General features: G+C 59.6%; 21 protein-coding genes. 7 read left to right on the top strand and 14 right to left on the bottom strand.

What is annotated here, in order from left to right; translation table 11 throughout:
- The first annotated feature begins 120 nt into the window (after positions 1–120).
- On the top strand, positions 121–792 hold the full coding sequence (locus B9Z41_RS15235; protein WP_199173008.1) for a hypothetical protein: 672 nt from the start codon (positions 121–123) through the stop codon (positions 790–792).
- On the opposite strand, the gene B9Z41_RS15230 is transcribed toward B9Z41_RS15235, so the two are convergent.
- Both B9Z41_RS15230 and B9Z41_RS15225 read right to left on the bottom strand, forming a co-directional pair.
- A complete protein-coding gene (locus B9Z41_RS15230; RefSeq protein WP_100147966.1) occupies positions 789–3755 on the bottom strand; it encodes a molybdopterin-dependent oxidoreductase in 2967 nt (988 codons plus the stop codon). The two genes, B9Z41_RS15235 and B9Z41_RS15230, sit on opposite strands and share 4 nt — an antisense overlap.
- Before the next feature lie 12 nt (positions 3756–3767).
- Positions 3768–5489 carry an NADH-ubiquinone oxidoreductase-F iron-sulfur binding region domain-containing protein gene (locus tag B9Z41_RS15225; RefSeq protein WP_100147936.1) on the bottom strand — a complete coding sequence of 574 codons (1722 nt, stop codon included), beginning with the start codon at positions 5487–5489 and terminating at the stop codon, positions 3768–3770.
- A gap of 38 nt (positions 5490–5527) precedes the next feature.
- Here B9Z41_RS15225 and B9Z41_RS15220 point away from each other — a divergent pair, with 38 nt between their 5' ends.
- Both B9Z41_RS15220 and B9Z41_RS15215 read left to right on the top strand, forming a co-directional pair.
- On the top strand, positions 5528–6268 hold the full coding sequence (locus B9Z41_RS15220; protein ID WP_100147935.1) for a class I SAM-dependent methyltransferase: 741 nt from the start codon (positions 5528–5530) through the stop codon (positions 6266–6268).
- 6 nt (positions 6269–6274) lie between these two features.
- A complete protein-coding gene (locus B9Z41_RS15215; RefSeq protein WP_100147934.1) occupies positions 6275–7033 on the top strand; it encodes an alpha/beta family hydrolase in 759 nt (252 codons plus the stop codon).
- Here the strand turns inward: B9Z41_RS15215 and B9Z41_RS15210 are convergent.
- The 3 genes from B9Z41_RS15210 to B9Z41_RS15200 are packed head-to-tail and all read right to left on the bottom strand — an operon-like array spanning position 7011 to position 8996.
- The gene (locus B9Z41_RS15210; protein WP_100147933.1) at positions 7011–8324 is read right to left on the bottom strand and encodes a hemolysin family protein; all 1314 of its coding nucleotides are present in this window, start codon (positions 8322–8324) and stop codon (positions 7011–7013) included. The two genes, B9Z41_RS15215 and B9Z41_RS15210, sit on opposite strands and share 23 nt — an antisense overlap.
- A 49-nt stretch (positions 8325–8373) precedes the next feature.
- Complete coding sequence (locus B9Z41_RS15205) at positions 8374–8658, bottom strand: helix-turn-helix domain-containing protein (RefSeq protein WP_100147932.1); 285 nt, start codon at positions 8656–8658, stop codon at positions 8374–8376.
- Entirely contained in the window at positions 8658–8996 is a 339-nt protein-coding gene (locus tag B9Z41_RS15200) for a type II toxin-antitoxin system RelE/ParE family toxin (protein ID WP_199173007.1), read from the bottom strand. Before B9Z41_RS15200 ends, B9Z41_RS15205 begins: the two co-directional genes overlap by 1 nt.
- Before the next feature lie 113 nt (positions 8997–9109).
- On the opposite strand from B9Z41_RS15200, the gene B9Z41_RS15195 reads away from it, so the two are divergent.
- On the top strand, positions 9110–9958 hold the full coding sequence (locus tag B9Z41_RS15195; protein WP_100147931.1) for a symmetrical bis(5'-nucleosyl)-tetraphosphatase: 849 nt from the start codon (positions 9110–9112) through the stop codon (positions 9956–9958).
- A gap of 17 nt (positions 9959–9975) precedes the next feature.
- Here B9Z41_RS15195 and B9Z41_RS15190 read toward each other — a convergent pair whose 3' ends face one another.
- Together B9Z41_RS15190 and dcd are read right to left on the bottom strand one after the other, a co-directional pair.
- Positions 9976–11406 carry a DEAD/DEAH box helicase gene (locus tag B9Z41_RS15190; RefSeq protein ID WP_100147965.1) on the bottom strand — a complete coding sequence of 477 codons (1431 nt, stop codon included), beginning with the start codon at positions 11404–11406 and terminating at the stop codon, positions 9976–9978.
- Positions 11407–11467: 61 nt separating this feature from the next.
- Positions 11468–12037 carry a dCTP deaminase gene (dcd, locus tag B9Z41_RS15185; RefSeq protein WP_100147930.1) on the bottom strand — a complete coding sequence of 190 codons (570 nt, stop codon included), beginning with the start codon at positions 12035–12037 and terminating at the stop codon, positions 11468–11470.
- 36 nt (positions 12038–12073) lie between these two features.
- Between dcd and B9Z41_RS15180 the strand changes: the two genes are divergently transcribed.
- Complete coding sequence (locus tag B9Z41_RS15180) at positions 12074–12415, top strand: nucleotidyltransferase domain-containing protein (protein ID WP_100147929.1); 342 nt, start codon at positions 12074–12076, stop codon at positions 12413–12415.
- A complete protein-coding gene (locus B9Z41_RS15175; RefSeq protein ID WP_233202729.1) occupies positions 12412–12792 on the top strand; it encodes a HEPN domain-containing protein in 381 nt (126 codons plus the stop codon). The genes B9Z41_RS15180 and B9Z41_RS15175 overlap by 4 nt, the downstream gene beginning before the upstream one ends.
- Positions 12793–12804: 12 nt before the next feature.
- Here the strand turns inward: B9Z41_RS15175 and B9Z41_RS15170 are convergent, their stop codons facing one another.
- The 5 genes from B9Z41_RS15170 to B9Z41_RS15150 all read right to left on the bottom strand — a co-directional run bounded on the left by B9Z41_RS15170 (position 12805) and on the right by B9Z41_RS15150 (position 17843).
- Entirely contained in the window at positions 12805–13857 is a 1053-nt protein-coding gene (locus B9Z41_RS15170) for an adenosine deaminase (protein ID WP_100147928.1), read from the bottom strand.
- Positions 13858–13997: 140 nt separating this feature from the next.
- The gene (locus tag B9Z41_RS15165; protein WP_233202728.1) at positions 13998–14660 is read right to left on the bottom strand and encodes a cysteine hydrolase family protein; all 663 of its coding nucleotides are present in this window, start codon (positions 14658–14660) and stop codon (positions 13998–14000) included.
- Between the two features lie 14 nt (positions 14661–14674).
- On the bottom strand, positions 14675–15754 hold the full coding sequence (locus B9Z41_RS15160; protein ID WP_100147926.1) for a BMP family ABC transporter substrate-binding protein: 1080 nt from the start codon (positions 15752–15754) through the stop codon (positions 14675–14677).
- A 56-nt stretch (positions 15755–15810) separates the two neighbouring features.
- On the bottom strand, positions 15811–16734 hold the full coding sequence (locus B9Z41_RS15155; RefSeq protein ID WP_100147925.1) for an ABC transporter permease: 924 nt from the start codon (positions 16732–16734) through the stop codon (positions 15811–15813).
- Entirely contained in the window at positions 16734–17843 is a 1110-nt protein-coding gene (locus B9Z41_RS15150) for an ABC transporter permease (protein ID WP_233202727.1), read from the bottom strand. The genes B9Z41_RS15155 and B9Z41_RS15150 overlap by 1 nt, the downstream gene beginning before the upstream one ends.
- A gap of 275 nt (positions 17844–18118) precedes the next feature.
- On the opposite strand from B9Z41_RS15150, the gene B9Z41_RS15145 reads away from it, so the two are divergent.
- The gene (locus B9Z41_RS15145) at positions 18119–19627 is read left to right on the top strand and encodes an ABC transporter ATP-binding protein (RefSeq protein WP_100147963.1); all 1509 of its coding nucleotides are present in this window, start codon (positions 18119–18121) and stop codon (positions 19625–19627) included.
- Between the two features lies 1 nt (position 19628).
- Here B9Z41_RS15145 and pncA read toward each other — a convergent pair whose 3' ends face one another.
- Together pncA and B9Z41_RS15135 are read right to left on the bottom strand one after the other, a co-directional pair.
- Positions 19629–20351: a bifunctional nicotinamidase/pyrazinamidase gene (pncA, locus tag B9Z41_RS15140; RefSeq protein WP_100147923.1), complete on the bottom strand. Its 723-nt coding sequence runs from the start codon at positions 20349–20351 to the stop codon at positions 19629–19631.
- A 73-nt stretch (positions 20352–20424) separates the two neighbouring features.
- On the bottom strand, positions 20425–21026 hold a 602-nt coding region (locus B9Z41_RS15135), incomplete at its 5' end, for a transporter substrate-binding protein (protein WP_158236202.1).

Below are 21026 nucleotides of genomic sequence, written 5' to 3'. Positions count from 1 at the left end.
CACACGCCAGCTTAAGTGCTCCAGCGCACAGCGTGGCTTTGCTGATTGCCCCAAGATAGCTTTGGTAAACGTCATCCAAAGGGTGTGCGTTAAAGAAGCTCCACTCTAGGGGAAACAACCATGCGTTATCTCATCACGCTATTGGCCTTGCTGGCAGGCACTGTCTTATCAGCGGCTGCCCAAGTGAGTATTGGCATTGGTTTGCCCAACGTGAACATTGGCATCCATGTACCGGTATATCCGAGACTGGTGCCAGTGCCAGGTTCACCCGTGTATTACGCGCCGGGGTTGAACTTGAATTTCTTCTTCTACGACGGCATGCACTGGGTCTACCAAAACGACAACTGGTACGCCAGTTCCTGGTACAACGGCCCGTGGTCTTTGGTGACCCCCGAGGCCGTGCCGCTGTATTTGCTGCAAACCCCGGTGCGCTATTACAGAAGCCCTCCGCCCTACTTCAAAGGCTGGCAACGCGATGCGGCCCCACGTTGGGGTGAACACTGGGGCCCCGCATGGGGCGAACGTCGACCCGATTGGGGCCCAGGGCATCGTCCCGCCTATGTTTCGCCAGCGCCCTTGCCCAGTTACCAACGCGGCTATTCGGGCAGCCACTACCCACATGAACAGCAACAGCAGTTGCATGAGCAGCACTACCCCTACAGCCCGGTAGAGCCTGTGGTACGTCAGCACTACCAGGAGCAGAGGTCTAGGCAGGAATCAGCGCCTAGGCCTGAGCAACGCCCTTCGATGGAGGGGCCGCAAGAGCGACGCGGCCCACGCGGTCGCGACTAAAAAAACCCGGCGTTGTGTGGCAGCTCACCACCCGCACGCACCGCCACGGCGCAGTACTTGAACTCTGGAATCTTGCCAAAGGGGTCGAGCGCGGCATTGGTCATCAGGTTGGCCGCCGCTTCGTAATACGCAAAGGGCATGAACACCGAACCGGCCGGTGTGCCGTCGTCGCGGCGCACCCGCAAGCTCACCTCGCCACGGCGTGAGGCCAGGGTGACCACATCGCCCGCGTTCAACCCCAAGGCCAACAGATCGGCACCACACATCGACGCGGTGGCCGTGGGCTCGATGGCATCGAGCACGCCGGAGCGACGCGTCATGCTGCCGGTGTGCCAATGTTCCAACTGGCGACCGGTGATGAGCACAAACGGGTAGTCGGCGTCGGGGCGTTCGTTGGCGGGAATGATGTCTGCGGGCACCAGATGCACACGGCCATCGTCGGTGTCAAAGTGTTGGGTGAACACCGTGGGCTCACCCGGGTCGCTCTCGCTCAAACACGGGTAGGTCACGCTGGACTCGCGCTGCAAACGCTCCCAGCTGATGCCCGCAATCACACCGTGCATGGCTTGACGCATTTCCTCGTAGACCTCGGCCACACCGCTGTGCGGGCCGGCATAACCACATGCCAAGGCCCGCCCGACGCCGGGCCGCCCCAAGGCGGGCGACGCCCCCTCGGGGGGCAGCGAGCCGCGCAGCGCGCTCGCATGGGGCTGAGCTTCGCGCAGTGCGCTCGCGTGGGGGCCCATACGCTGTGCGATTTGTTGAATGATCCACAGGTCGGGTTGGGCTTGGCCCGGCGGATCGATGGCTTGCTGGCCGAGTTGCACCATGCGGTCGGTGTTGGTGACGGTGCCGGTTTTTTCGGGCCAGGCCGTGGCAGGTAACACCACATCAGCCAACCAGGCGGTTTCGGTCATGAAGATGTCTTGCACCACCAGGTGCTCCAACGACGCCAAGGCATGGCGCGCATGGTTCAAGTCGGGGTCGCTCATGGCCGGGTTCTCGCCCATGATGTACATGCCGCGCACCTTGTGCGGGTCGCTGTCGTCGGCCAGGGCTTTGTGCATGATCTCGACCACGGTGTAGCCGGGTTGGTTGTCGAGTGGTGTGTCCCAAAACTTTTCAAACCAAGCGTGTGCAGCAGTATTGCTCACGCGTTGGTAGTTGGGATACATCATGGGGATCAAGCCCGCGTCGCTGGCCCCTTGCACATTGTTTTGGCCGCGCAAAGGGTGCAGGCCAGAACCGGGTTTGCCAATTTGGCCGGTGACGCTGACCAGCGCAATCAGACAACGCGCGTTGTCGGTGCCGTGCACGTGCTGGCTCACACCCATGCCCCACAGCACCATGGCACTTTTGGCGGTGGCAAAAGCACGCGCCACCTCGCGCAATGTGGCCGCAGGAATGCCGCAGATGGGCGCCATGGCTTCGGGGCTGTAGCCCTGCACGTTCTGCTTCAGGGCTTCGAAGTTGTTGGCACGGTCACGGATGAAGTCTTGGTTGACCAAGCCTTCGTCGATCACGGTGTGGATCAAGGCGTTGAGCATGGCCACATCGGTGTCGGGCTTGAAGGGCAAGGTGCGCCACGCGTGTTTGCCGATGTCGGTGACGCGTGGGTCGGCCAGCACAATCTTGGCGCCGCGCTTGGCCGCGTTCTTCATCCAAGTGGCCGCCACCGGGTGGTTGGCCGTGGGGTTGGAGCCGATGACAAAAATCAGCTCGGCATGGGCCACATCGTTGACCTGGTTGCTCACCGCCGCCGAGCCCACGCCTTCGAGCAATGCCGCCACGCTGGAGGCATGGCACAGCCGGGTGCAATGGTCCACGTTGTTGGAGCCAAACCCCGTGCGCACCAGCTTTTGGAACAAATAGGCTTCTTCGTTGCTGCCCTTGGCCGAGCCAAACCCGGCCAATGCTTTGTGGCCATGGGTGTCACGCAAATGGGTGAGTTGGCCTGCGGCCAGCGTGAGGGCTTCTTCCCACGAGGCTTGGCGAAACACTGCCGACCAATCGGCGCTGTCGCGGTTGAGGTGGGCGATGGCCGCCGGGTCTTTGGGCACACCGGCTTTGCGAATCAAAGGCACGGTGAGCCGCTGGGGGCTCTGCGCGTAGTCAAACCCAAAGCGGCCTTTGACGCACAAGCGTTGGTGGTTGGCCGGGCCGTCGCGCCCGTCCACGCTGACGATGCGGTTGTCTTTGACGTTGTAGGTCAGCAAGCACCCCACGCCGCAAAACGGACACACCGAGTCCACTTGTTTGTCCACCACCTGTGAGCCGATTTGGGATTTCGGCATCAAGGCGCCCGTGGGGCAAGCCTGCACGCATTCGCCGCAGGCCACACAGCTGCTGTGGCCCATGGCGTCGTCCAAGTCGAACACGATGGCGCTGTGCGCGCCCCGGTGGGCGTAGCCAATGACGTCGTTGACCTGCTCTTCGCGGCACGCACGCACGCAGCGGTTGCACTGGATGCACGCATCCAAGTTCACCGCCATGGCGGGGTGTGACACATCGGCCGCCGGTTGGGTGCGCCGCAGCGCTTGCAAGGCGGGGCGCACCTGCACGTCCAAGCGTGTGGCCCAGTCGCTGAGTTCGCCGTATTGGCCGGCGCCGTCGTCCAGCCACTTGTGGCCCACATCGGGCATGTCGGAGAGCAGCATCTCCAGCACCATTTTTTGGCTCTTGCGCGCGCGCGGGCTGTTGACCAACACCTCCAAGCCTGCGGTGGCGGTGCGGCAGCAACTCGGGGCCAGGGTGCGTTCACCCGCGATCTCGACCACGCAGGCGCGGCAGTTGCCGTCGGGGCGCAAGCCGTCCTTGAAGCACAGGTGCGGAATGTCTATGCCGTGGCGTTGCGCGGCTTTGAAAATGGTTTCGCCTTCCTGCGCGTGCACCGTCTGTTGGTCGATGCGCAAGGTCACGGTGCCGGGCTGCAATGAGGCAGCGGTTGTTGGGGCAGAAGTCATTGGGGCACCCATTCAAGCCACCTCGTGTTGGAAATAGGTTTGCACACAGCGCACGGGGTTGGGCGCAGCCTGACCGAGGCCACAAATAGAAGCGTCGGTCATGACTTGGTTCAAGTCGTCGAGCGTGGCGTGGTCCCACACCGAGGCCTGCATGAGCTGCGCAGCTTTGGCCGTGCCCACGCGGCACGGCGTGCATTGGCCACAGCTCTCGTGCTCAAAAAATCGCATCATGTTCAGCGCCGCATCGCGCGCGCGGTCGTGCTGGCTCAGCACGATGACCGCCGCCGACCCAATGAAGCAACCATGCGGCTGCAAGGTGTCAAAGTCGAGCGGGATGTGGCTCATGTGCGCGGGCAAGATACCGCCCGAAGCCCCACCCGGCAGGTAGGCATACAGCGTGTGGCCGGGCAACATGCCGCCGCAGTATTCGTCCACCAACTCTTGCAGGGTGATGCCCGCAGGTGCCAGCTTGACGCCGGGTTGTTTGACACGCCCGCTCACGCTGAAGCTGCGCAAACCCTGACGCCCATGACGCCCAAAGCCGCTGAACCAGCTGGGGCCTTTTTGCACGATGTCGCGCACCCAGTAGAGGGTTTCAAAGTTGTGCTCCAGTGTGGGACGGCCAAACAAGCCCACTTGGGCAATATAGGGCGGACGCATGCGGGGTTCGCCCCGCTTGCCTTCGATGCTCTCGATCATGGCCGACTCTTCACCACAGATGTAGGCCCCCGCACCACGACGCAATTCGATGTGGGGCAACACGCACGGTGGGTTGGCCTGTAGCTTGGCCAGTTCTTGCTGCAACAGGGCGCGACAGCCGTGGTATTCGTCACGCAGGTAGATGTAGATGGCCGTGATGCCCACCACCTGGGCCGCCACCAGCATGCCTTCTAAAAACCGGTGCGGGTCGCGCTCCAGGTAGGTACGGTCTTTGAAGGTGCCGGGCTCGCCCTCGTCGATGTTGACCGCCATCAAACGCGGTGCCGCTTGCTCGCGCACGATACGCCATTTGCGCCCGGCCGGAAAACCAGCGCCGCCCAAGCCGCGCAGGCCCGAGTCTTCCAGGGCTTGCAGCACCTGTTCAGACGGTAAGTCTCCTTGTGCGAGCGCAGTGAGCAGCGCATAGCCACCGTCGGCGCAATAGGCCTCGTGGTCCACCGCATCAGGCAGCACCGCTTGCGTGTGTTGTGCGCTCACAGCGGCAGCCACGCGCTCAGGCGTGGCATGGGCCACAGCGTGGTGGTGCACCACGGCCACCGGTGCTTGTTCGCAACGGCCCACACACGGAGCGGTGATCACGCGCACATCGGGCGTGCCCAACAAGGCAGGCAATTTGGCCAACAGGTCTTGCGCACCTGCGAGTTCGCAACTCAGGCCATCACACACGCGCACAGTCAAGCCAGGGGCCGTCGCGTCGTCGCGCAGCACCTCGAAGTGGTGGTAGAAGGTGGCGACTTCATAGACCTCGGCCATGGGGATGTTCATCTCTTGACCCAAGGCCACCAAGTGGCGCTCAAACAAACCGCGGTAGGCGTCGTTGAGCAAGTGCAAATGTTCAATCAAGCGATCACGCGCATGCGGGCCACTGCCCAACAAGGCACGCACTTCTTGCCGTGAGAGGTCGTCCGCTTGGCGACCTTTGAGTTGGGCGGTGCGACGAATCGTCTCGCGCATTTGGTCCACCGTGGCCAAAGGTCGAATGGATGCGCTGTCTGAAGAGAGGGAAAGGGTCATGCAAAACGTCAAGAAGTGAAGCCCTATGATTCTCACCCATGAAAGTCTTGAATTGGCCTATTCCCGCTCTGCTCGCCTGGGGCTCTGCTTGGGGCTGTTACCTCGGTTTGCGTCACCTAGGTGCCAGCGACACCGTGGCCATGCTGGTGGCCACTTTTTGTGGTGGCTTGCTCACCACGTTTGGCAGCACCACCATGCGTCGCGCGTTGATCGTGCTGGGTTTTCCGCTGTCGCTGGTCGCTTCATCGGGCAGTTTTGCCATGCCGCCCTTGGGCTGGTTGATTTTGTTGGGGCTGATTGTGTTGCTCTACCCACGCAGTGCGTGGCGCGATGCACCGCTGTTCCCCACCCCCAAAAGAGCGTTGCGACAGTTGCCCGAGCACATCACCCTGTTGGGTGGCGCGCGCATTCTGGATGCAGGCAGCGGCATGGGCGACGGTTTGATCGCGCTGCGCGACGCCTACCCACGCGCCGACTTGAATGGGCTGGAGATGAGCTGGCCGCTGCGCGTGCTCAGCGCCATGCGTTGTTCGTTTGCCAACATTCGCCAGGGCGACATGTGGCTGGTGGACTGGCGCAGTTACGACTTGGTGTATTTGTTTCAACGCCCAGAGAGCATGCCCCGTGCAGTGGAAAAAGCCGAGGCAGAAATGCGTCGCGGCGCGTGGTTGGTGAGCCTGGAGTTTGAAGCCCGTGAGTTGCAGCCATCAGGCGTGATTTACGGCGCGGATGGACGGCCCGTGTGGATGTATCAACTGCCATTCCAACGGCGTGTGTAAACGCGGATGAACCTTTCATCGCGTGCCGTTGCAGGTGGCCATCTCTACCACCTGGGCTCGCTTGCGAACAAGCAGTTGTTGTTCTTTTTAGGGCGCAGCAGCCATCAAAAGAACTCGGCGCAACTGCAAGGTCTGATGGACACATTGCAAGCGCAAGGCTATACCTTGGTGTGGTTTGAATCCAAGAGGACGGCCACCGAAAGATGGCTTACACAGACCTACGAAGACACCACCCGCCACAGCCTGTGGCTGTCCTCCAAAACATGGAGTGTCTTACGCAAACTGTTCAAAAAACCCATCAAGGCTTTGTTGCTGTTGCCGCATCCAAGCCGCTGGTTTTATTTCTGGCAGGTGTTGAGACCACACAGCATCGAGAAGCAAGTGCAAAAACTACGCAAGGTTCTGGCCTCTTTAGGGCCTGAAAAAAACATCCATGTGCTGGCCCATTCAGCGGGAGCACGGATGGCGTCGTTGCTGGCCGATGCGCCCACCGTTCAAAAAATCATTGGCTTCGGTTACCCCTTCAAACACCCGGACAAACCGGAAGAGAAAGAACGCACACAGCACTTGGCCCACGTGAAGAAACCGTTTTTGATTTTTCAAGGCCTTGACGACGAATACGGTGGACAGGAGGTGCCTCACAAATACCCGCTGTCACCCACCATCGAGTTGTCGTTCTTGCACACCAACCACGATTACGAAAACATTGCCCACTCAGAGTGGGTTCAGGTGTGCGCCAGGATCAACGCTTTTCTTTCACATTGAGTGTGGCCAGCACCTTGTCGATGCGGCGTCCGTCCAAGTCGACCACTTCCAAGCGCCAGCCCGCGCAGTCCACCCACTCGCTCACGGCAGGCAAATGGCCGCTGATGGCCATGATCAATCCAGCCACAGTGTTGTAGATGTCACGGTCTTCATCAGGCAATTCACGAATGTGCAAGCGTGCCTTGAACTCGGCCACGGGCATCAAGCCATCGATCAACCAACTGCCATCGGCACGCGGTGTGGCCCAGGCTTCGTCGGTGGCGGTGGCTTGCAGCAGTTCACCGGTAATGGCTTCCAGCAGGTCACGCGGCGTCATCAAGCCTTGCACCACGCCGTACTCGTCCACCACCAGCACCATGCGACCGTGTGCGGTGGCCCGCTCCACAGGGCGGCGAAATTGCTCTAGCAAATCCAAGCCACTCAAGGTCTCAGGCACAAACGACACCGGCTGAGCCAAGGTCTCGACCGTCATGTCGGTGCCCGGTGGCAGACGCAGCAATTGCGACACGCTGACCGCGCCCACCACATCGTCCAAGCCATCGCGACACACCGGATACCAAGAGTGCGCGCCTTGCGCACCCACTTGTGCCAGCGCTTGCGGCACAGTGGTCTTGGCGTCCAGCCACTCAATGTCAGAGCGGTGCACCATGATGGAGGTTAGGGAACGCTCGTCGAGGTTGAACACGTTTTGCACCATCTGGTGTTCGTGCTGCTCAATCACGCCCGCATCCACCCCCTCCACCAAGCTGGCACTGATTTCCTCTTCGGTCACCGTGCGACCACCATGCACCTCCACCCGCAAGAGCTTGAGCATGGCGCTGGTGCTGGCCGAGAGCAGACTCACAAACGGACGCGCGATGGTGGCCAGCGCCAACATCAAGGGCGCCGCCAAACGTGCCACCGGTTCGGGGTAGAGCTGGCCAATGCGCTTGGGCACCAACTCACCAAACAAGATCGTGCTGAAGGTGATGAGCGTCACCACCAACGCGGTGGCCATGCCTTCGGCAAAGCGATCAGCCACGCCTTGGGTGAGCAACCAATCCGACAACTTGGCACTGAAAGCCGCCTCCCCCACGATGCCGTTGAGCACACCAATGGATGTGATGCCAATTTGCACCGTGGACAAAAACTGGGTCGGATGCGCCATCAGCTTGAGCGCTGCACGCGCCCCGCTGTCGCCCGCCTCATTGAGTGCTGCCAAGCGCGCCTTGCGACTGGATGCCAACGCCATCTCGGACATGGCGAAGATGCCATTCAAGAAGGTCAGTAAAACAATCAGCAAAACATCCATGTGGGGCAATCGGGTAGAACAAGATTAAAAAATAGAAGCTGAGTCAACGTCAGACAGCCTCAAGTTCAACGTGAACATGTTGCCCGAGTGCTGCCGCAATATTGACCAATGCATCGAGGGAAAACCGGGAAATCTTTCCGCGAACCAAGTCGTTGATACGTGGCTGCGTCACCTTGCAATGAATGGCTGCATCGGCTTGCGTCCATCCATTGCTGGCGATCAAGTGAATAATTTTGTCCATGAGTTCTGCACGCACGCGCAAGTTGGCTGCCTCTTCGGGTGTATCGGCGAGGGCATCCCAAACGCTTTTGAATCTGTCTGGTTTGGACTTCATCACTTTTCTCCTCTCAACAATTTAAATCGAGCCGTTGCAATTTCCACATCGTTCTTAGAGGTTGTTTGCGTCTTTTTTTGAAAAGCATGCAAAACATAGATCGCCTCTTTCATTCGAGCGGTGTAGATGACACGAAATGTTCCTGCTTCATCCCAAAGCCGGATCTCTTCGACACCCTTGCCAATAGATGGCATGGATTTGAAGTCATTGGGCTGCCTCCCCTTTTGCACAAGATCGAGTTGACGCCCGACGTCCTGACGTGCTGCATCAGGAAATTCACGATCCTCTTGAGGGAGTCGCCAAGAAATTGAACAGGTTTCATCTTGAATTATATCCATTTGAGTATATAAACGATTGGCACCGAGACATCCCGATCACACGCAGGCAAATGTGAACGCAATCTCAATCCAGAGCGTGAAGTTGCACCCAAAAAGCGTTAGACAATTCCATCATGACGACTTACTTGATTGGTGACGTACAAGGTTGCGACGAAGCCTTGGCACGTTTACTCACCCACGTCGATTTTTCTCCGAGCCGTGACACGCTCTACCTCTTGGGCGACTTGGTCAACCGAGGCCCCGACAACGTGGGTGTGCTGCGCCGCTTGATGGCCTATGGCAGCAGTGCGCAATGCATTTTGGGCAACCATGATTTGCACCTGTTGGCGGTGTCACAAGGGGTGCGCGCTGCACACCGGCAAGACACCATCGCCGATATCTTGAACGCTCCCGACCGCACGGTGTTGCTCGATTGGTTGCGCCAGCAACGCATGGCGATTCGCCTGGGACAGGTGCTGATGGTGCATGCCGGCGTGCTGCCGCAGTGGACACCTGAGCAAACCTTGGCACTGGCCGGCGAAGTGGAAGACGTGTTGCGCGGTGATGCGCTGGCCACCTTCATGCCGCAGATGTATGGCGGCTTACCCAACCAGTGGCACGATGACTTGCAAGGTGCCGACCGTTTGCGTGTGATCGTCAACGCGCTCACGCGCATGCGTTTTTGCGATGCGCAAGGCGCAATGGATTTCAGTGTGAAAGAAAGCGCAGACCAAGCGCCTGAGGGCTTGATGCCCTGGTTCGAGGTGCCAGGCAGGCGCAGCGCCCATGTAACAGTGGCCTTTGGCCATTGGTCCACGCTCAAAAAGGTGAACCAACCCAACGTGGTGTGTCTGGACGACGGCTGTGTGTGGGGCGGCTGCTTGAGTGCCTTGCGCATCGAGCAGCCAGAGGTCATTGGCGATGTGCGTCAACTCCCCGTTCTGAGCGTGAAATGCCAGCAAGCCCTGGACCCGCTGGCATGAGACTCAAGGCATGAGGCTCACTCGACGGTTTTGAACAACGCCGCCACTTTGCGCTTGGGCTTGATGTTGGGCGACTTGCGCAGGGGTTCTTTGGGCGCGGTCGATTCGCCCTCAGCCCGCACCGGTGCTTCGTAGGGTTTGTCAAAGAACGGGTCACGCGAAGGACGGGGTGCAACAGGCGCGTAGTTGCTTTCGCGGCGAGCACGGGCTTGACCTTCTGGGGCACGGGGCTTGTCGAGCACGTCGCGTGGATCGTCTTCACCCCAGGCACGGCGGCCCGTGTTGATGCGGCCACGCGGACGGTCTTCTTCAAACTCCACGGCTTCGAGTTCGATCTTGGTCTTGAGCAGCTTCTCAATGTCAGCCACCAAGCGCTGGTCGCTGCCCGAAACAAAGCTGATGGCCTGCCCCAAGGCACCTGCACGACCGGTGCGGCCAATGCGGTGCACATAGTCTTCGGCGTTGAACGGAATGTCAAAGTTGAACACCGCAGGCACGTCTTTGATGTCCAGGCCGCGTGCGGCCACATCGGTACACACCAGCAAGTCCACCTCGCCGCGCTTGAAGGCTTCGAGGGCTTTCAAGCGCTCGTCTTGGCTCTTGTCGCCATGCAAGGCGGTGGTGCGCAGGCCATCGCGTTCGAGCGAGCGAGCCAAGCGGGCGCAGCCGAGTTTGCTGTTGCAAAACACAAAGGCTTGGGTGATGCCATTGCTTTTGACCAACTGCTTGAGCGCGCGGTATTTGTCGTCCACACCCACGCTGTAGAAATGTTGCGTCACGGTGGACGCGGTCTCGTTGGGGCGCGCCACTTCGATGGTGACGGGGTTTTGCAAATAGCTGCCCGCCAGGCGCTTGATCTCGGGCGAGAAGGTGGCCGAGAACAACAGTGTGGTGCGCTGCTTGGGCAAGTGGCTCAAGATGCGTTGCAAGTCGGGCAAGAAACCAATGTCCAACATGCGGTCAGCTTCGTCGAGCACCACATATTCCACTTGGTTGAGCACCACGTTCTTGGCTTCGATGTGGTCGAGCAAACGCCCGGGTGTGGCCACCAGCACCTCGACGCCTTTTTTCAGCTCCAAGGTTTGGGGCTTCATGTCCATGCCACCAAACACCACCGCGCTGCGCAGGTTGCAGTACTTGGCGTAGGCCTTGACCTGTTGGGCCACCTGGTCGGCCAGCTCGCGCGTAGGCAGCAACACCAAGGCGCGCACAGGATGGCGCGCAGGCGAAGTGGAGCTGTTTTCGTGCTTGAGCAGGCGCTGCAACAAAGGCAGCGAGAAAGCCGCTGTTTTGCCCGTGCCGGTTTGGGCGGCGCCCATCACGTCTTGGCCCGTCAGAACCACCGGAATGGCCTGGGCTTGGATGGGGGTCATGGACTCGTAGCCCATTTCGGCTACGGCGCGTGCCAGCGCGGGGGCCAGCTGCAAATTGGAAAAAGAGGTCGTCATGTCAGGTGCTGATTGTCGCACCCCTGGCGAATCTCCCAAAATCGGACCCAATCCGCCGATTTCAGGTCTTGGGCAGGGTCACACCCACTTGGCCCTGGTACTTGCCGCCACGGTCTTTGTAGCTGGTCTCGCACACTTCGTCGCTCTCAAAGAACAACACCTGGGCACAGCCCTCACCGGCGTAAATCTTGGCGGGCAGCGGTGTGGTGTTGGAGAACTCCAGCGTCACATAGCCTTCCCACTCGGGCTCAAACGGCGTCACGTTGACGATGATGCCGCAGCGCGCGTAGGTGCTTTTGCCCAAGCACACGGTCAGCACATTGCGCGGAATGCGGAAGTACTCCACGGTGCGCGCCAATGCAAAGCTGTTGGGCGGGATGATGCAGACATCCGAGTTCATGTCGACAAAGCTGCGCTCGTCGAAGTTCTTGGGGTCCACCACCGTGCTGTAGATGTTGGTGAACACTTTGAACTCGGGCGCGCAACGGATGTCATAGCCGTAGCTGCTGGTGCCGTAGCTGACGATTTTTTCGCCCGCCGCGTTTTGGCGAATTTGACCTGGCTCGAACGGCTCGATCATGCCGTGCTGCTCTGCCATGCGGCGAATCCATTTGTCTGATTTGATGCTCATGGGTGCATTTTAGGGGCTTCGGCCTACAATATTTTCATGATTCCGCACGTTAATATCTCCACTTTGCTAGCTGCAAAACAGTTTGCACGTGCACTGGCGCGCACCTACGATATCAGCGAAGTTTTTTTGTTTGGTAGTCACGCGCGCGGCACAGCACATGAAGAAAGCGACGCCGATGTAGCCGTCTTATTGCGCGGCGCATCGGCCCCTTTTGTAGCGACCAAGCTTGCAATGGATGACATCGCGTATGACGTTTTGCTCGACACGGGCATTCGTATACAACCCTTGCCCATTTGGGAAGATGAGTGGGCACATCCCAGTGCGTACACCAACCCACAACTTCTGAGCAATATCGCCCGCGATGGGGTCAAACTATGAACACGAAAGAGCTGATGAACAAGGCACACCGCGCCCTTGCATCAGCTTTTGCGCTTCTGAAGGAAGGCGACAGTGATGGGGCTTGCAATCGCGCTTATTACGCCATGTTCGATGCAGCAAGAGCCGCCTTATTGGCCAGCCATTCACCCGTGCCACCAGACATTGCCAAAACACACAGTGGGTTGATCACTGCTTTCTCTTTGCATCTGGTCAAAACGGGTCGGCTATCGCTAGAGTTAGGACGTGCGCTGAATAAAGTTGAAGACTTGCGCCTGATCGCTGATTACAAAGGTGATCCACTTTCCATCGACGACGCACAATGGGCAACCGAACAGGCTCATACATTCGTCACCACCATTGAGCAACAGTTTTTCTGACCTCGCAACGGCTCAGTCATCGTGCTCAACAAAGCGCTCAAAACAGACCTTGAGTTCATGCAGCCAGTGCTGGCGCTGAACCTCGCTGACAAAGCTGGCTTCAAAGCTGTTGCGCGCCAGGGCATAGGCTTGCTGGGCGTTCATGCCGGTGGCGGCAAAGGTCTGCACGAAGTTGTCGTTCATGTAGCCGCCAAAGTAGGCCGGGTCGTCTGAGTTGATGGTGACGCACAAGCCCGCGTCGAGCAGTTGCGCAATGTTGTGGTCGGCCAAGTTGGGGAACACGCACAGCTTTTGGTTGGACAAGGGGCACACCGTGAGCGGCACCCGGTCTTTGGCCAGGCGCTGCATCAGCACCGGGTCGTGGATGGCCTGCACACCGTGGTCGATGCGCTCCACTTGCAACACATCGAGCGCGCTCCAGATGTAGGCCGGTGGCCCCTCTTCCCCCGCATGCGCCACCAAGTGCAGCCCATGGGACTTGGCTAGCGCAAACACCTGGGTGAACTTCTCAGGCGGATGCCCGACTTCGCTGGAATCGAGCCCCACACCAATGAACTTGTCTTTGAAAGGCAAGGCCTCTTGCAGCGTGTGCAAGGCGGCCTCTTCGCTCAGGTGGCGCAAGAAACACAGAATGAGTTGGGCATCCACGCCCAGCTGCGCTTTGGCGTCCACGCAGGCACGGTGCAAACCGTGGATCACCGTCGCCATCGGCACGCCACGCTCGGTGTGGGTCTGCGGGTCAAAAAAGAGTTCGGCATGCACCACATGGTCGGCCGCTGCGCGCTGCAAGTAGGCCCAGGCCATGTCGTAAAAATCTTGCTCATGCAGCAACACGCTGGCCCCGGCGTAGTAAATATCCAAAAAGCTTTGCAGGTTGGTGAAAGCATAGGCCGCACGCAGCGCCTCCACACTGGCGTAGGGCAAGGCCACACCGTTGCGCTGCGCCAGCGCAAAAATCAACTCGGGCTCTAGCGAACCCTCAATGTGGATGTGCAGTTCAGCCTTGGGCATTTGACGCAAGAGCTGGGGCAAACGGTGGGCGGCGACGGCGTGAACTTTGAACATAGAAACCTCCTGGCTGTGTATGGAGATACTACAAAGAAAAAATGTCTCCCATGCACAACACGGCGTTCCAGACGCCGTGGTGGCCGCACAGGGCCCAGACATAGATGATTTCTTGGGTCTGCCGCTAAGGCAAAACCGCCTCAGACGCTGGCTGACAGCAGGTCTTGGGCCTTGCAGGTCCACCCCACGATACCGCCTTGGGCGGTGATCATGGCCAGGGTGGCCGCTTTGAATTCTGGAAAGTAACTGGCCGTGCCATCTTCGATCAACAAGCAGTCGTAGCCTCGGTCATTGGCTTCACGCATCGTGGACTGAACGCACACCTCGGTGGTCACACCCATGACCACCAGCTGTGTGATGCCACGCTGCTGCAATTGCGCCATCAAGTCGGTGCCATAAAACGCGCCCTTGCCTGGCTTGTCAATCACCAGCTCACCCTCAACAGGGGCCAGTGCCTCCACAATTTGATTGCCCGGTTCACCGCGCACCAGCACACGCCCCATGGGGCCCACATCGCCAATGCGCAGGCTGGGGTTGCCACGCCAGCGCTTGGCATCCGGGCAGTCGCTCAAATCAGGCGCATGGGACTCACGGGTGTGCACCACCAAGCCCCCAATGGCTCGCCAATGGTCCAACACCTTGCGCACCGTAGGCACAATCTCTTGCAAGGGCTCGACACGGTTGCCCAGGCTTTCGCCAAAGCCGCCCGGCTCCACAAAGTCGCGCTGCATGTCAATGATCAGCAACGCGGCTTGTGCGGGCCGCAGAGCAAAGGCAAAGGGCTGGGCTTGAACGTCTGACATGGTCAGCTCAGGCATCAGTTGGGCAACTGGCCTTCTACGCCTTCGACGTAGAACTTGATGCTGTCGATGTCAGCGTCGGTGAAGGCTTGACCAGCGGCCAGCTTCATGGTGCCGTCTTGCAACTTCATGGGGCCAGAGAAGACCTTGAACTTGCCAGACACGATCTCGGCCTGCTTGGCTTCGACTTCTTTTTTCACGCTGGCTGGCAAGCTGCTGTTCAACGACACCAAGCCGTTCATCTTTTCTTTCAAGCCACCCCAGACGTTGTCTTTCATGGGTTTGCCAGCCACCGCGCCTTTGAGCACGGCGGTGTAGTAGTTGCCCCAGACTTGGGTCACAGAAGCCAGGTGCGCCTTGGGGGCCACAGCCGACATGTCCGAGTTCCAACCAAAGGCGAACACGCCCTTGTCGGCAGCAGCTTGCAAGGTGGCCGATGAATCGGTGTTTTGCATCAACATGTCAGCGCCTTGGCCGATCATGGTTTCGGCGGCTTGACGCTCTTTGGCGGGGTCATACCAAGAGCTGATCCACACCACCTTGGTTTTGACTTTGGGGTTCACGCTGCGCGCACCCATGGTGTACGCATTGATGTTGCGCACCACTTCAGGAATAGGGAAAGAAGCCACATAGCCCAATACATTTGATTTGGTCATGCGCCCGGCAATGATGCCGGCCAGGTAGGCGGGCTCGTACATGCGCGAGTTGTAGGTGTGCACGTTGGGGGCCGACTTGAAACCCGTGTTGTGATAGAACTCGACCTTCGGAAAGGTCTTGGCCACTTTCAAGGTTTGCTCCATGTAGCCAAACGAGGTGGTGAAGATGTACTGGTTGCCCTTGCTGGCCAGGTCGCGGATCACGCGCTCGGCATCGGCACTCTCAGGCACGTTTTCCACGATGGTGGTTTCCACCGCATCACCCAGTTCTTTTTTGGCCTGCTTCACGGCAATGTCGTGGGCAAAGGTCCAGCCGCCGTCGCCCGGCGTGCCGAAGTACACAAAGGCCGCTTTCACAGGGGGCGCGGCCACGGCGGTTTGGCTCAAGCCCGCCACACCCAGTGCCAGGGCGCAAGCCAATTTGATCTTCATAAATGTCATGTCAAAACTCCTAAGTGGATGAAGGGATAAGCGCGAGAAAAAAACAACCCAACGCCTCAGGCGTCGTCGTAAAAAGGTTTGCCTAGCCAGGCAGGTGCATGGCGGCGGATGGTTTCTTGGTTGGACGACAGCACCACCAACACCACCACCGTGGCAAGGTAGGGCAAGCTGGCCAACGCAAAGGTGGACACCTTGATGCCGATGGCCTGGAAGTACAGCCCCAGCGCCGTGACGCTGCCAAACAGCAGGGCCCCAATCGCCACGCGGTGTGGCCGCCAGGTGGCAAACACCACCAAGGCCAAGGCAATCCAGCCGTTGCCCGAGGTCAGGCCGTCTTGCCACATCTTGAATTGCGCCACCGAGTAGTAGGTGCCCGCCAGGCCCGACAAGGCCCCACCAAACGCCACCGCTGCATAACGCACACGCGTGACATGCAGCCCCAAGGAGCGCGCCACCACCGGCGACTCGCCCACGGCCTTCAAGGTCAGCCCAGCGCGGGTATGACGCAGAAACCACATCACCACCCACAGCAACACCAGCGCGGCATAGCCCAGCAGGTCAAGCGAGAAAAACGAAGCACCCAGCAATGGCAGGTCTTGCAAATAAGGAATGGGTAAAGGCGCAAAACTGCTCGGAGCGCTGAAGCCCACATAGGGGCGACCCAACACAGCCGTGATGCCCGAGCCCAAGATGGTCAGCGACAAACCTGCCGCCACCTGGTTGGCTTGCAAGGTGATGGTCACAAAACCAAACACCAGCGACGCCAACACGCCCACCGCCATGCCCACCAACACGGCCAGTGGCAGCGAGCCGCCGTTGGCCACCGTCATGAAGCTGGCCAAGGCACCCAACAACATCATGCCTTCCAACCCTAGGTTCAGCACCCCGGCGCGCTCGGCAATCAACTCGCCCAGAGCAGCCAACAACAAAGGAATAGCCGCACCCAAGGCACTGGCCAGCAAGGGGGTGAGAGACTCCATCACGCGGTGCCTCCCAGCGCTTTGGGGTTGACGTCAAGCGACACCACGCGGTACTTGACCAACACATCGCAGGCCAACAAGAACAGCAGCAGCAAGCCCTGAAACACCTCGCTCACCGCCTTGGGCAATTGCATGGTCACCTGCACCGCTTCGCCGCCCAAGTAGAGCAAGGCCATCAGCAACGAGGCCAACACAATCCCGAGCGCGTGCAAGCGGCCCAAGGTCGCCACGATGATGGCGGTGAAGCCATAGCCCGGCGTCCAGCGGTCGTTGAGTTGCCCCAGCGGGCCTGCCACATCCGACACACCGGCCAAGCCCGCCGCAGCGCCACCAATCAGCAAGGTGATCCAGATGATCCAGCGGTCGCGGTAGCCCGCATAACGTGCCGCCGCCGGGGCCTCACCCGTCACCAAGTGCTGAAAGCCCGCATAGGAGCTTTGCATGAAGAACCACGCCACAGGAATGGCCACCAAGGTGATGAACACCGAGCTGTTGATGCGCGTGCCCTCCCACAGGTCCCAGCCATAAGAAGCCAACGGCGCAAACAAGGCCGCGTCTGAGAACGACACGGTGATGGGAAAGTTGTTGGCCATGGGGTCACGCCAAGGCCCGTAGACCAAAAACTTGACCACCAGATCGGCCACATAGGTGAGCATCAAGCTCACCAAAATTTCGTTGGTATGAAACTGGGCCCGGCACAGGGCGGTCAGAGACGCCCACAGTGCCCCGCCCAGCGCAGCGGCCACCACCATCAAGGGCAGCACCCAGGGCGCATCGACCTCATGGAAATAAATCGCCAAGCCACTGGCAAAAATGCCGCCCACATACATCTGCCCTTCAGCACCGATGTTCCAAATGTTGGCGCGGTAACCCACCGCCAAGCCCAGCGCAATCAGGCACAAGGGCGAGGCCTTCAACAGCAACTCGCTGATGCCGTTGGCGTCACGCAGCGGGTCAATGAAAAACGCTTGGTAAGCCAACCAAGGGTTCTTGCCCAACACCATAAAAATCAAAAAACCCGCCAGCAAGGTCAGGCCAATCGCAATCACGGGTGCCCACACCCGCATCGACTGCAAAGGCTCTGCGCGAGGAACGAGTTTGAGCCTCATGGCAACACCACGCGCAACATCGCACGAGCGAGAAGGGTTGGGGACAGGTGTTTCATGGCAACAAGTGGAGGTGCTGGATGCAACGCAAGTTGCATACCAAGACCCCACGGCAGCCCCACCCTCAAAGAGCCCCGCAAAGAGGCGCGCCGCACCAGCATGAAGCAAACAAGCCCGCCGCAATCACTGGTGCAGTGCAAGACGTACACAAATCAAGCAGCGCAGACAGCGGTGATGCGCCGCAGCCATACGGCACAGTTATTGCGGCCTGCTTGCGCATGACTTCCAACACCCCACGGCTTGTCTTGAGTGGTATCAGCAAGCGCTACCCCACCGTCATCGCCAACCAAGGCATCGACCTCACCGTGCGCGCTGGCGAAATTCACGCCTTGCTCGGTGAAAACGGTGCCGGCAAAAGCACGCTCATGAAAATTGTCTACGGCGTCACCAAGCCCGACGCCGGTGACATCGTGTGGGAAGGCCGCGAGGTCACCATCGACAGCCCAGCCCAAGCGCGACGCCTTGGCATTGGCATGGTGTTTCAGCACTTCGCCTTGTTCGAGTCGCTCACCGTGGCCGAGAACATCAGCCTGTCGTTGGACGAGCCTGAATCCATCCAGGCCCTGTCGGGCCGCATCACCGAGGTGTCGCAACGCTATGGGCTGCCGATCGACCCCAGCCGCATGGTGCACACCATGTCGGTGGGTGAGCGGCAACGGGTGGAGATCGTGCGTTGTCTGTTGCAAAACCCCAAGCTGCTGATCATGGACGAGCCCACCTCGGTGCTGACGCCGCAAGCCGTGCTGGTCTTGTTTGACACCTTGCGCCGCTTAGCGGCTGAAGGGTGCAGCATTTTGTACATCAGCCACAAGCTCGACGAAATTCGTGCCTTGTGCGACACCGCCACCGTGCTGCGCGGCGGCAAAGTCACGGGCTATGCCAACCCCAAACAAGAAACATCCAGCCAACTGGCGCGCCTGATGATTGGCACCGACCTGCCCGAATGCGCCAGTCAGCCGCAAGAAGCTGGTCCCGTGCTGATGGAAGTCAAAGACTTGAGCCTGCACAGCGCGGACCCTTTTGGCACCCACTTGCAACACATTGACCTGCAAGTGCGCGCCGGCGAGATCGTGGGCATTGCAGGCATCTCGGGCAATGGCCAGAAAGAACTGCTGGCCGCCATTTCAGGCGAAGTGCCACAAGAGGCTGCACACACGGTGACTCTGTGCGGTCAAGCGGTTGGACGCATGAACCCGGCGCAGCGACGCAGCGTGGGCCTGACCTTTGTGCCCGAAGAACGCTTGGGGCGCGGTGCGGTGCCGCCGATGAGTTTGTCCAACAACGCCTTGCTCACGGGGGCGCGCCAAGGCATGGTGCAACTGGGTGTGATCCAACGCCAAGCCACCACCACCTTTGCACGTGCGGTGATTGAACGCTTCAAAGTCGCCTGCGGTGGGCCCACCGCCTTGGCCACCAGTTTGTCGGGTGGCAACTTGCAAAAGTTCATCGTCGGGCGCGAGATCATGCTCAAGCCCAAAGTGATGGTGGTGTCGCAACCCACCTGGGGCGTGGACGTGGGCGCAGCCATGCTGATTCGTCAAGCCCTGATTGATTTGCGCAACCAGGGCGTGGCGATTTTGGTGATCTCGGAAGAACTCGACGAGCTGTTCATGATCAGCGACCGCATGGCCGTCATCGCCAACGGCCAGCTGTCACCCGCCCTGCCCACGGCCAGCACCAACCCAGAACAAATTGGCTTGCAAATGAGTGGGCAACAAGTCGGCTGAATCAGGCCAAGGCCAAGTCGCTCGACTGAATGCGTTTCACGCCTTTGGCGGTCATGTTTTTCCAAGCCGCGGCCACTGAGCCATTGAGGTCGATGCCACGACAGGCGTCTTCCACCACATAGGTGGCAAAGCCTGCGCCGCGCGCATCCAAGGCCGTCCAGGCCACACAAAAGTCGGTGGCCAAACCCACCACAAACACCGTCTTGATACCCCGCTGCTTGAGGTAGCCCGCCAAGCCCGTGGCCGTCTTGCGGTCGGCCTCCATGAAGGCCGAGTAACTGTCCACATCGGCGTGGTAACCCTTGCGCAAAATCAATTGGGCACTGGGCAACTTGAGCTCAGGGTGCAATGCCGCGTCGGCACTGCCTTGCACACAATGGTCGGGCCACAGCACCTGCGTGCCATAGGGCATGGTGGTGGTCTCAAACGGTTTTTTACCGGGGTGCGCGCTGGCAAACGAAGCGTGGCCGGGGGTGTGCCAGTCTTGCGTGACCACGATGTTGGCAAACGCGCTGGCCATGCGGTTGATCACCGGCACCACCTCAGCACCTTTGGCCACGGGCAAGGTGCCGCCCTCGATAAAACAGTTTTGCACGTCCACCACGATCAAGGCCGCGTCATGGCCCGGTTTGATTTTTTCGGCGGACAAAGCCCAAGGGGCGACAGACCCCAACGCGCCCAATGCGGCGAAACTTTGAAGAAGATGTCTGCGTGAGGGTGACATAAAGAGACTCCTAAAAAGAATCGGCGCACAAAATGTGCGCCGATACCAACAAGCAAGAACGCAAGGCTTGAGCTTACTTCTTCACAGGTTCATCAGGCTTCTTGTCGTTGCCTTCAATGAACGGGCTCCATGGCTTGGCCTTGACAGGACCGGGTGTCTTCCACACCACGTTGAACTGGCCATCGGCCTTGATCTCGCCAATGAACACCGACTTGTGCAAGTGGTGGTTCTTCTCATCCATCTTGCTGGTGATGCCGCTCGGTGCCGTGAAGGTCTGACCCGCCATCGCCGCAATCACCTTGTCCACATCGGTGCTCTTGGCCTTCTCGACCGCTTGCTTCCACATGTGGATGCCGATGTAGGTGGCTTCCATCGGGTCGTTGGTCAATGGCTTGTCTTTGTGACCCGCAATGCCCTTGGCCTTGGCGTAGTCGCTCCACTTCTTGATGAAGGCATCGTTGGTCGGGTTCTTGATGCTCATGAAGTAGTTCCATGCCGCCAAGTGGCCCACCAGCGGCTTGGTGTCCACGCCGCGCAGTTCTTCTTCGCCCACGCTGAATGCCACCACGGGCACGTCTTTGGCCTTCAAGCCTGCGTTGCCCAGTTCTTTGTAGAACGGCACGTTGGAGTCACCGTTGATGGTGGACACCACCGCTGTCTTGCCACCGGCTGAGA

Origin of the sequence: Limnohabitans sp. JirII-31 (assembly GCF_002778315.1) — a bacterium.
Taxonomy (GTDB): Bacteria; Pseudomonadota; Gammaproteobacteria; order Burkholderiales; family Burkholderiaceae_C; genus Limnohabitans.
Note: the sequence above shows the minus strand (reverse complement) of the source record. Positions and strands in the feature narration are given on the sequence as shown.

Bases quoted from the DNA above. Each gene is read 5' to 3' on its own strand.
- B9Z41_RS15215 (WP_100147934.1), top strand. From the start codon at position 6,275: ATGAACCTTTCATCGCGTGCCGTTGCAGGTGGCCATCTCTACCACCTG.
- B9Z41_RS15230 (WP_100147966.1), bottom strand. From the start codon at position 3,755: ATGACTTCTGCCCCAACAACCGCTGCCTCATTGCAGCCCGGCACCGTG.
- pncA (WP_100147923.1), bottom strand. From the start codon at position 20,351: ATGTCACCCTCACGCAGACATCTTCTTCAAAGTTTCGCCGCATTGGGC.
- B9Z41_RS15235 (WP_199173008.1), top strand. From the start codon at position 121: ATGCGTTATCTCATCACGCTATTGGCCTTGCTGGCAGGCACTGTCTTA.
- B9Z41_RS15205 (WP_100147932.1), bottom strand. From the start codon at position 8,658: ATGAAGTCCAAACCAGACAGATTCAAAAGCGTTTGGGATGCCCTCGCC.
- B9Z41_RS15175 (WP_233202729.1), top strand. From the start codon at position 12,412: ATGAACACGAAAGAGCTGATGAACAAGGCACACCGCGCCCTTGCATCA.
- B9Z41_RS15210 (WP_100147933.1), bottom strand. From the start codon at position 8,324: ATGGATGTTTTGCTGATTGTTTTACTGACCTTCTTGAATGGCATCTTC.
- B9Z41_RS15150 (WP_233202727.1), bottom strand. From the start codon at position 17,843: ATGAGGCTCAAACTCGTTCCTCGCGCAGAGCCTTTGCAGTCGATGCGG.
- B9Z41_RS15145 (WP_100147963.1), top strand. From the start codon at position 18,119: ATGACTTCCAACACCCCACGGCTTGTCTTGAGTGGTATCAGCAAGCGC.
- B9Z41_RS15170 (WP_100147928.1), bottom strand. From the start codon at position 13,857: ATGTTCAAAGTTCACGCCGTCGCCGCCCACCGTTTGCCCCAGCTCTTG.
- B9Z41_RS15200 (WP_199173007.1), bottom strand. From the start codon at position 8,996: ATGGATATAATTCAAGATGAAACCTGTTCAATTTCTTGGCGACTCCCT.
- dcd (WP_100147930.1), bottom strand. From the start codon at position 12,037: ATGAGCATCAAATCAGACAAATGGATTCGCCGCATGGCAGAGCAGCAC.
- B9Z41_RS15165 (WP_233202728.1), bottom strand. From the start codon at position 14,660: ATGTCAGACGTTCAAGCCCAGCCCTTTGCCTTTGCTCTGCGGCCCGCA.
- B9Z41_RS15155 (WP_100147925.1), bottom strand. From the start codon at position 16,734: ATGGAGTCTCTCACCCCCTTGCTGGCCAGTGCCTTGGGTGCGGCTATT.
- B9Z41_RS15195 (WP_100147931.1), top strand. From the start codon at position 9,110: ATGACGACTTACTTGATTGGTGACGTACAAGGTTGCGACGAAGCCTTG.
- B9Z41_RS15190 (WP_100147965.1), bottom strand. From the start codon at position 11,406: ATGACGACCTCTTTTTCCAATTTGCAGCTGGCCCCCGCGCTGGCACGC.
- B9Z41_RS15180 (WP_100147929.1), top strand. From the start codon at position 12,074: ATGATTCCGCACGTTAATATCTCCACTTTGCTAGCTGCAAAACAGTTT.
- B9Z41_RS15220 (WP_100147935.1), top strand. From the start codon at position 5,528: ATGAAAGTCTTGAATTGGCCTATTCCCGCTCTGCTCGCCTGGGGCTCT.
- B9Z41_RS15160 (WP_100147926.1), bottom strand. From the start codon at position 15,754: ATGACATTTATGAAGATCAAATTGGCTTGCGCCCTGGCACTGGGTGTG.
- B9Z41_RS15225 (WP_100147936.1), bottom strand. From the start codon at position 5,489: ATGACCCTTTCCCTCTCTTCAGACAGCGCATCCATTCGACCTTTGGCC.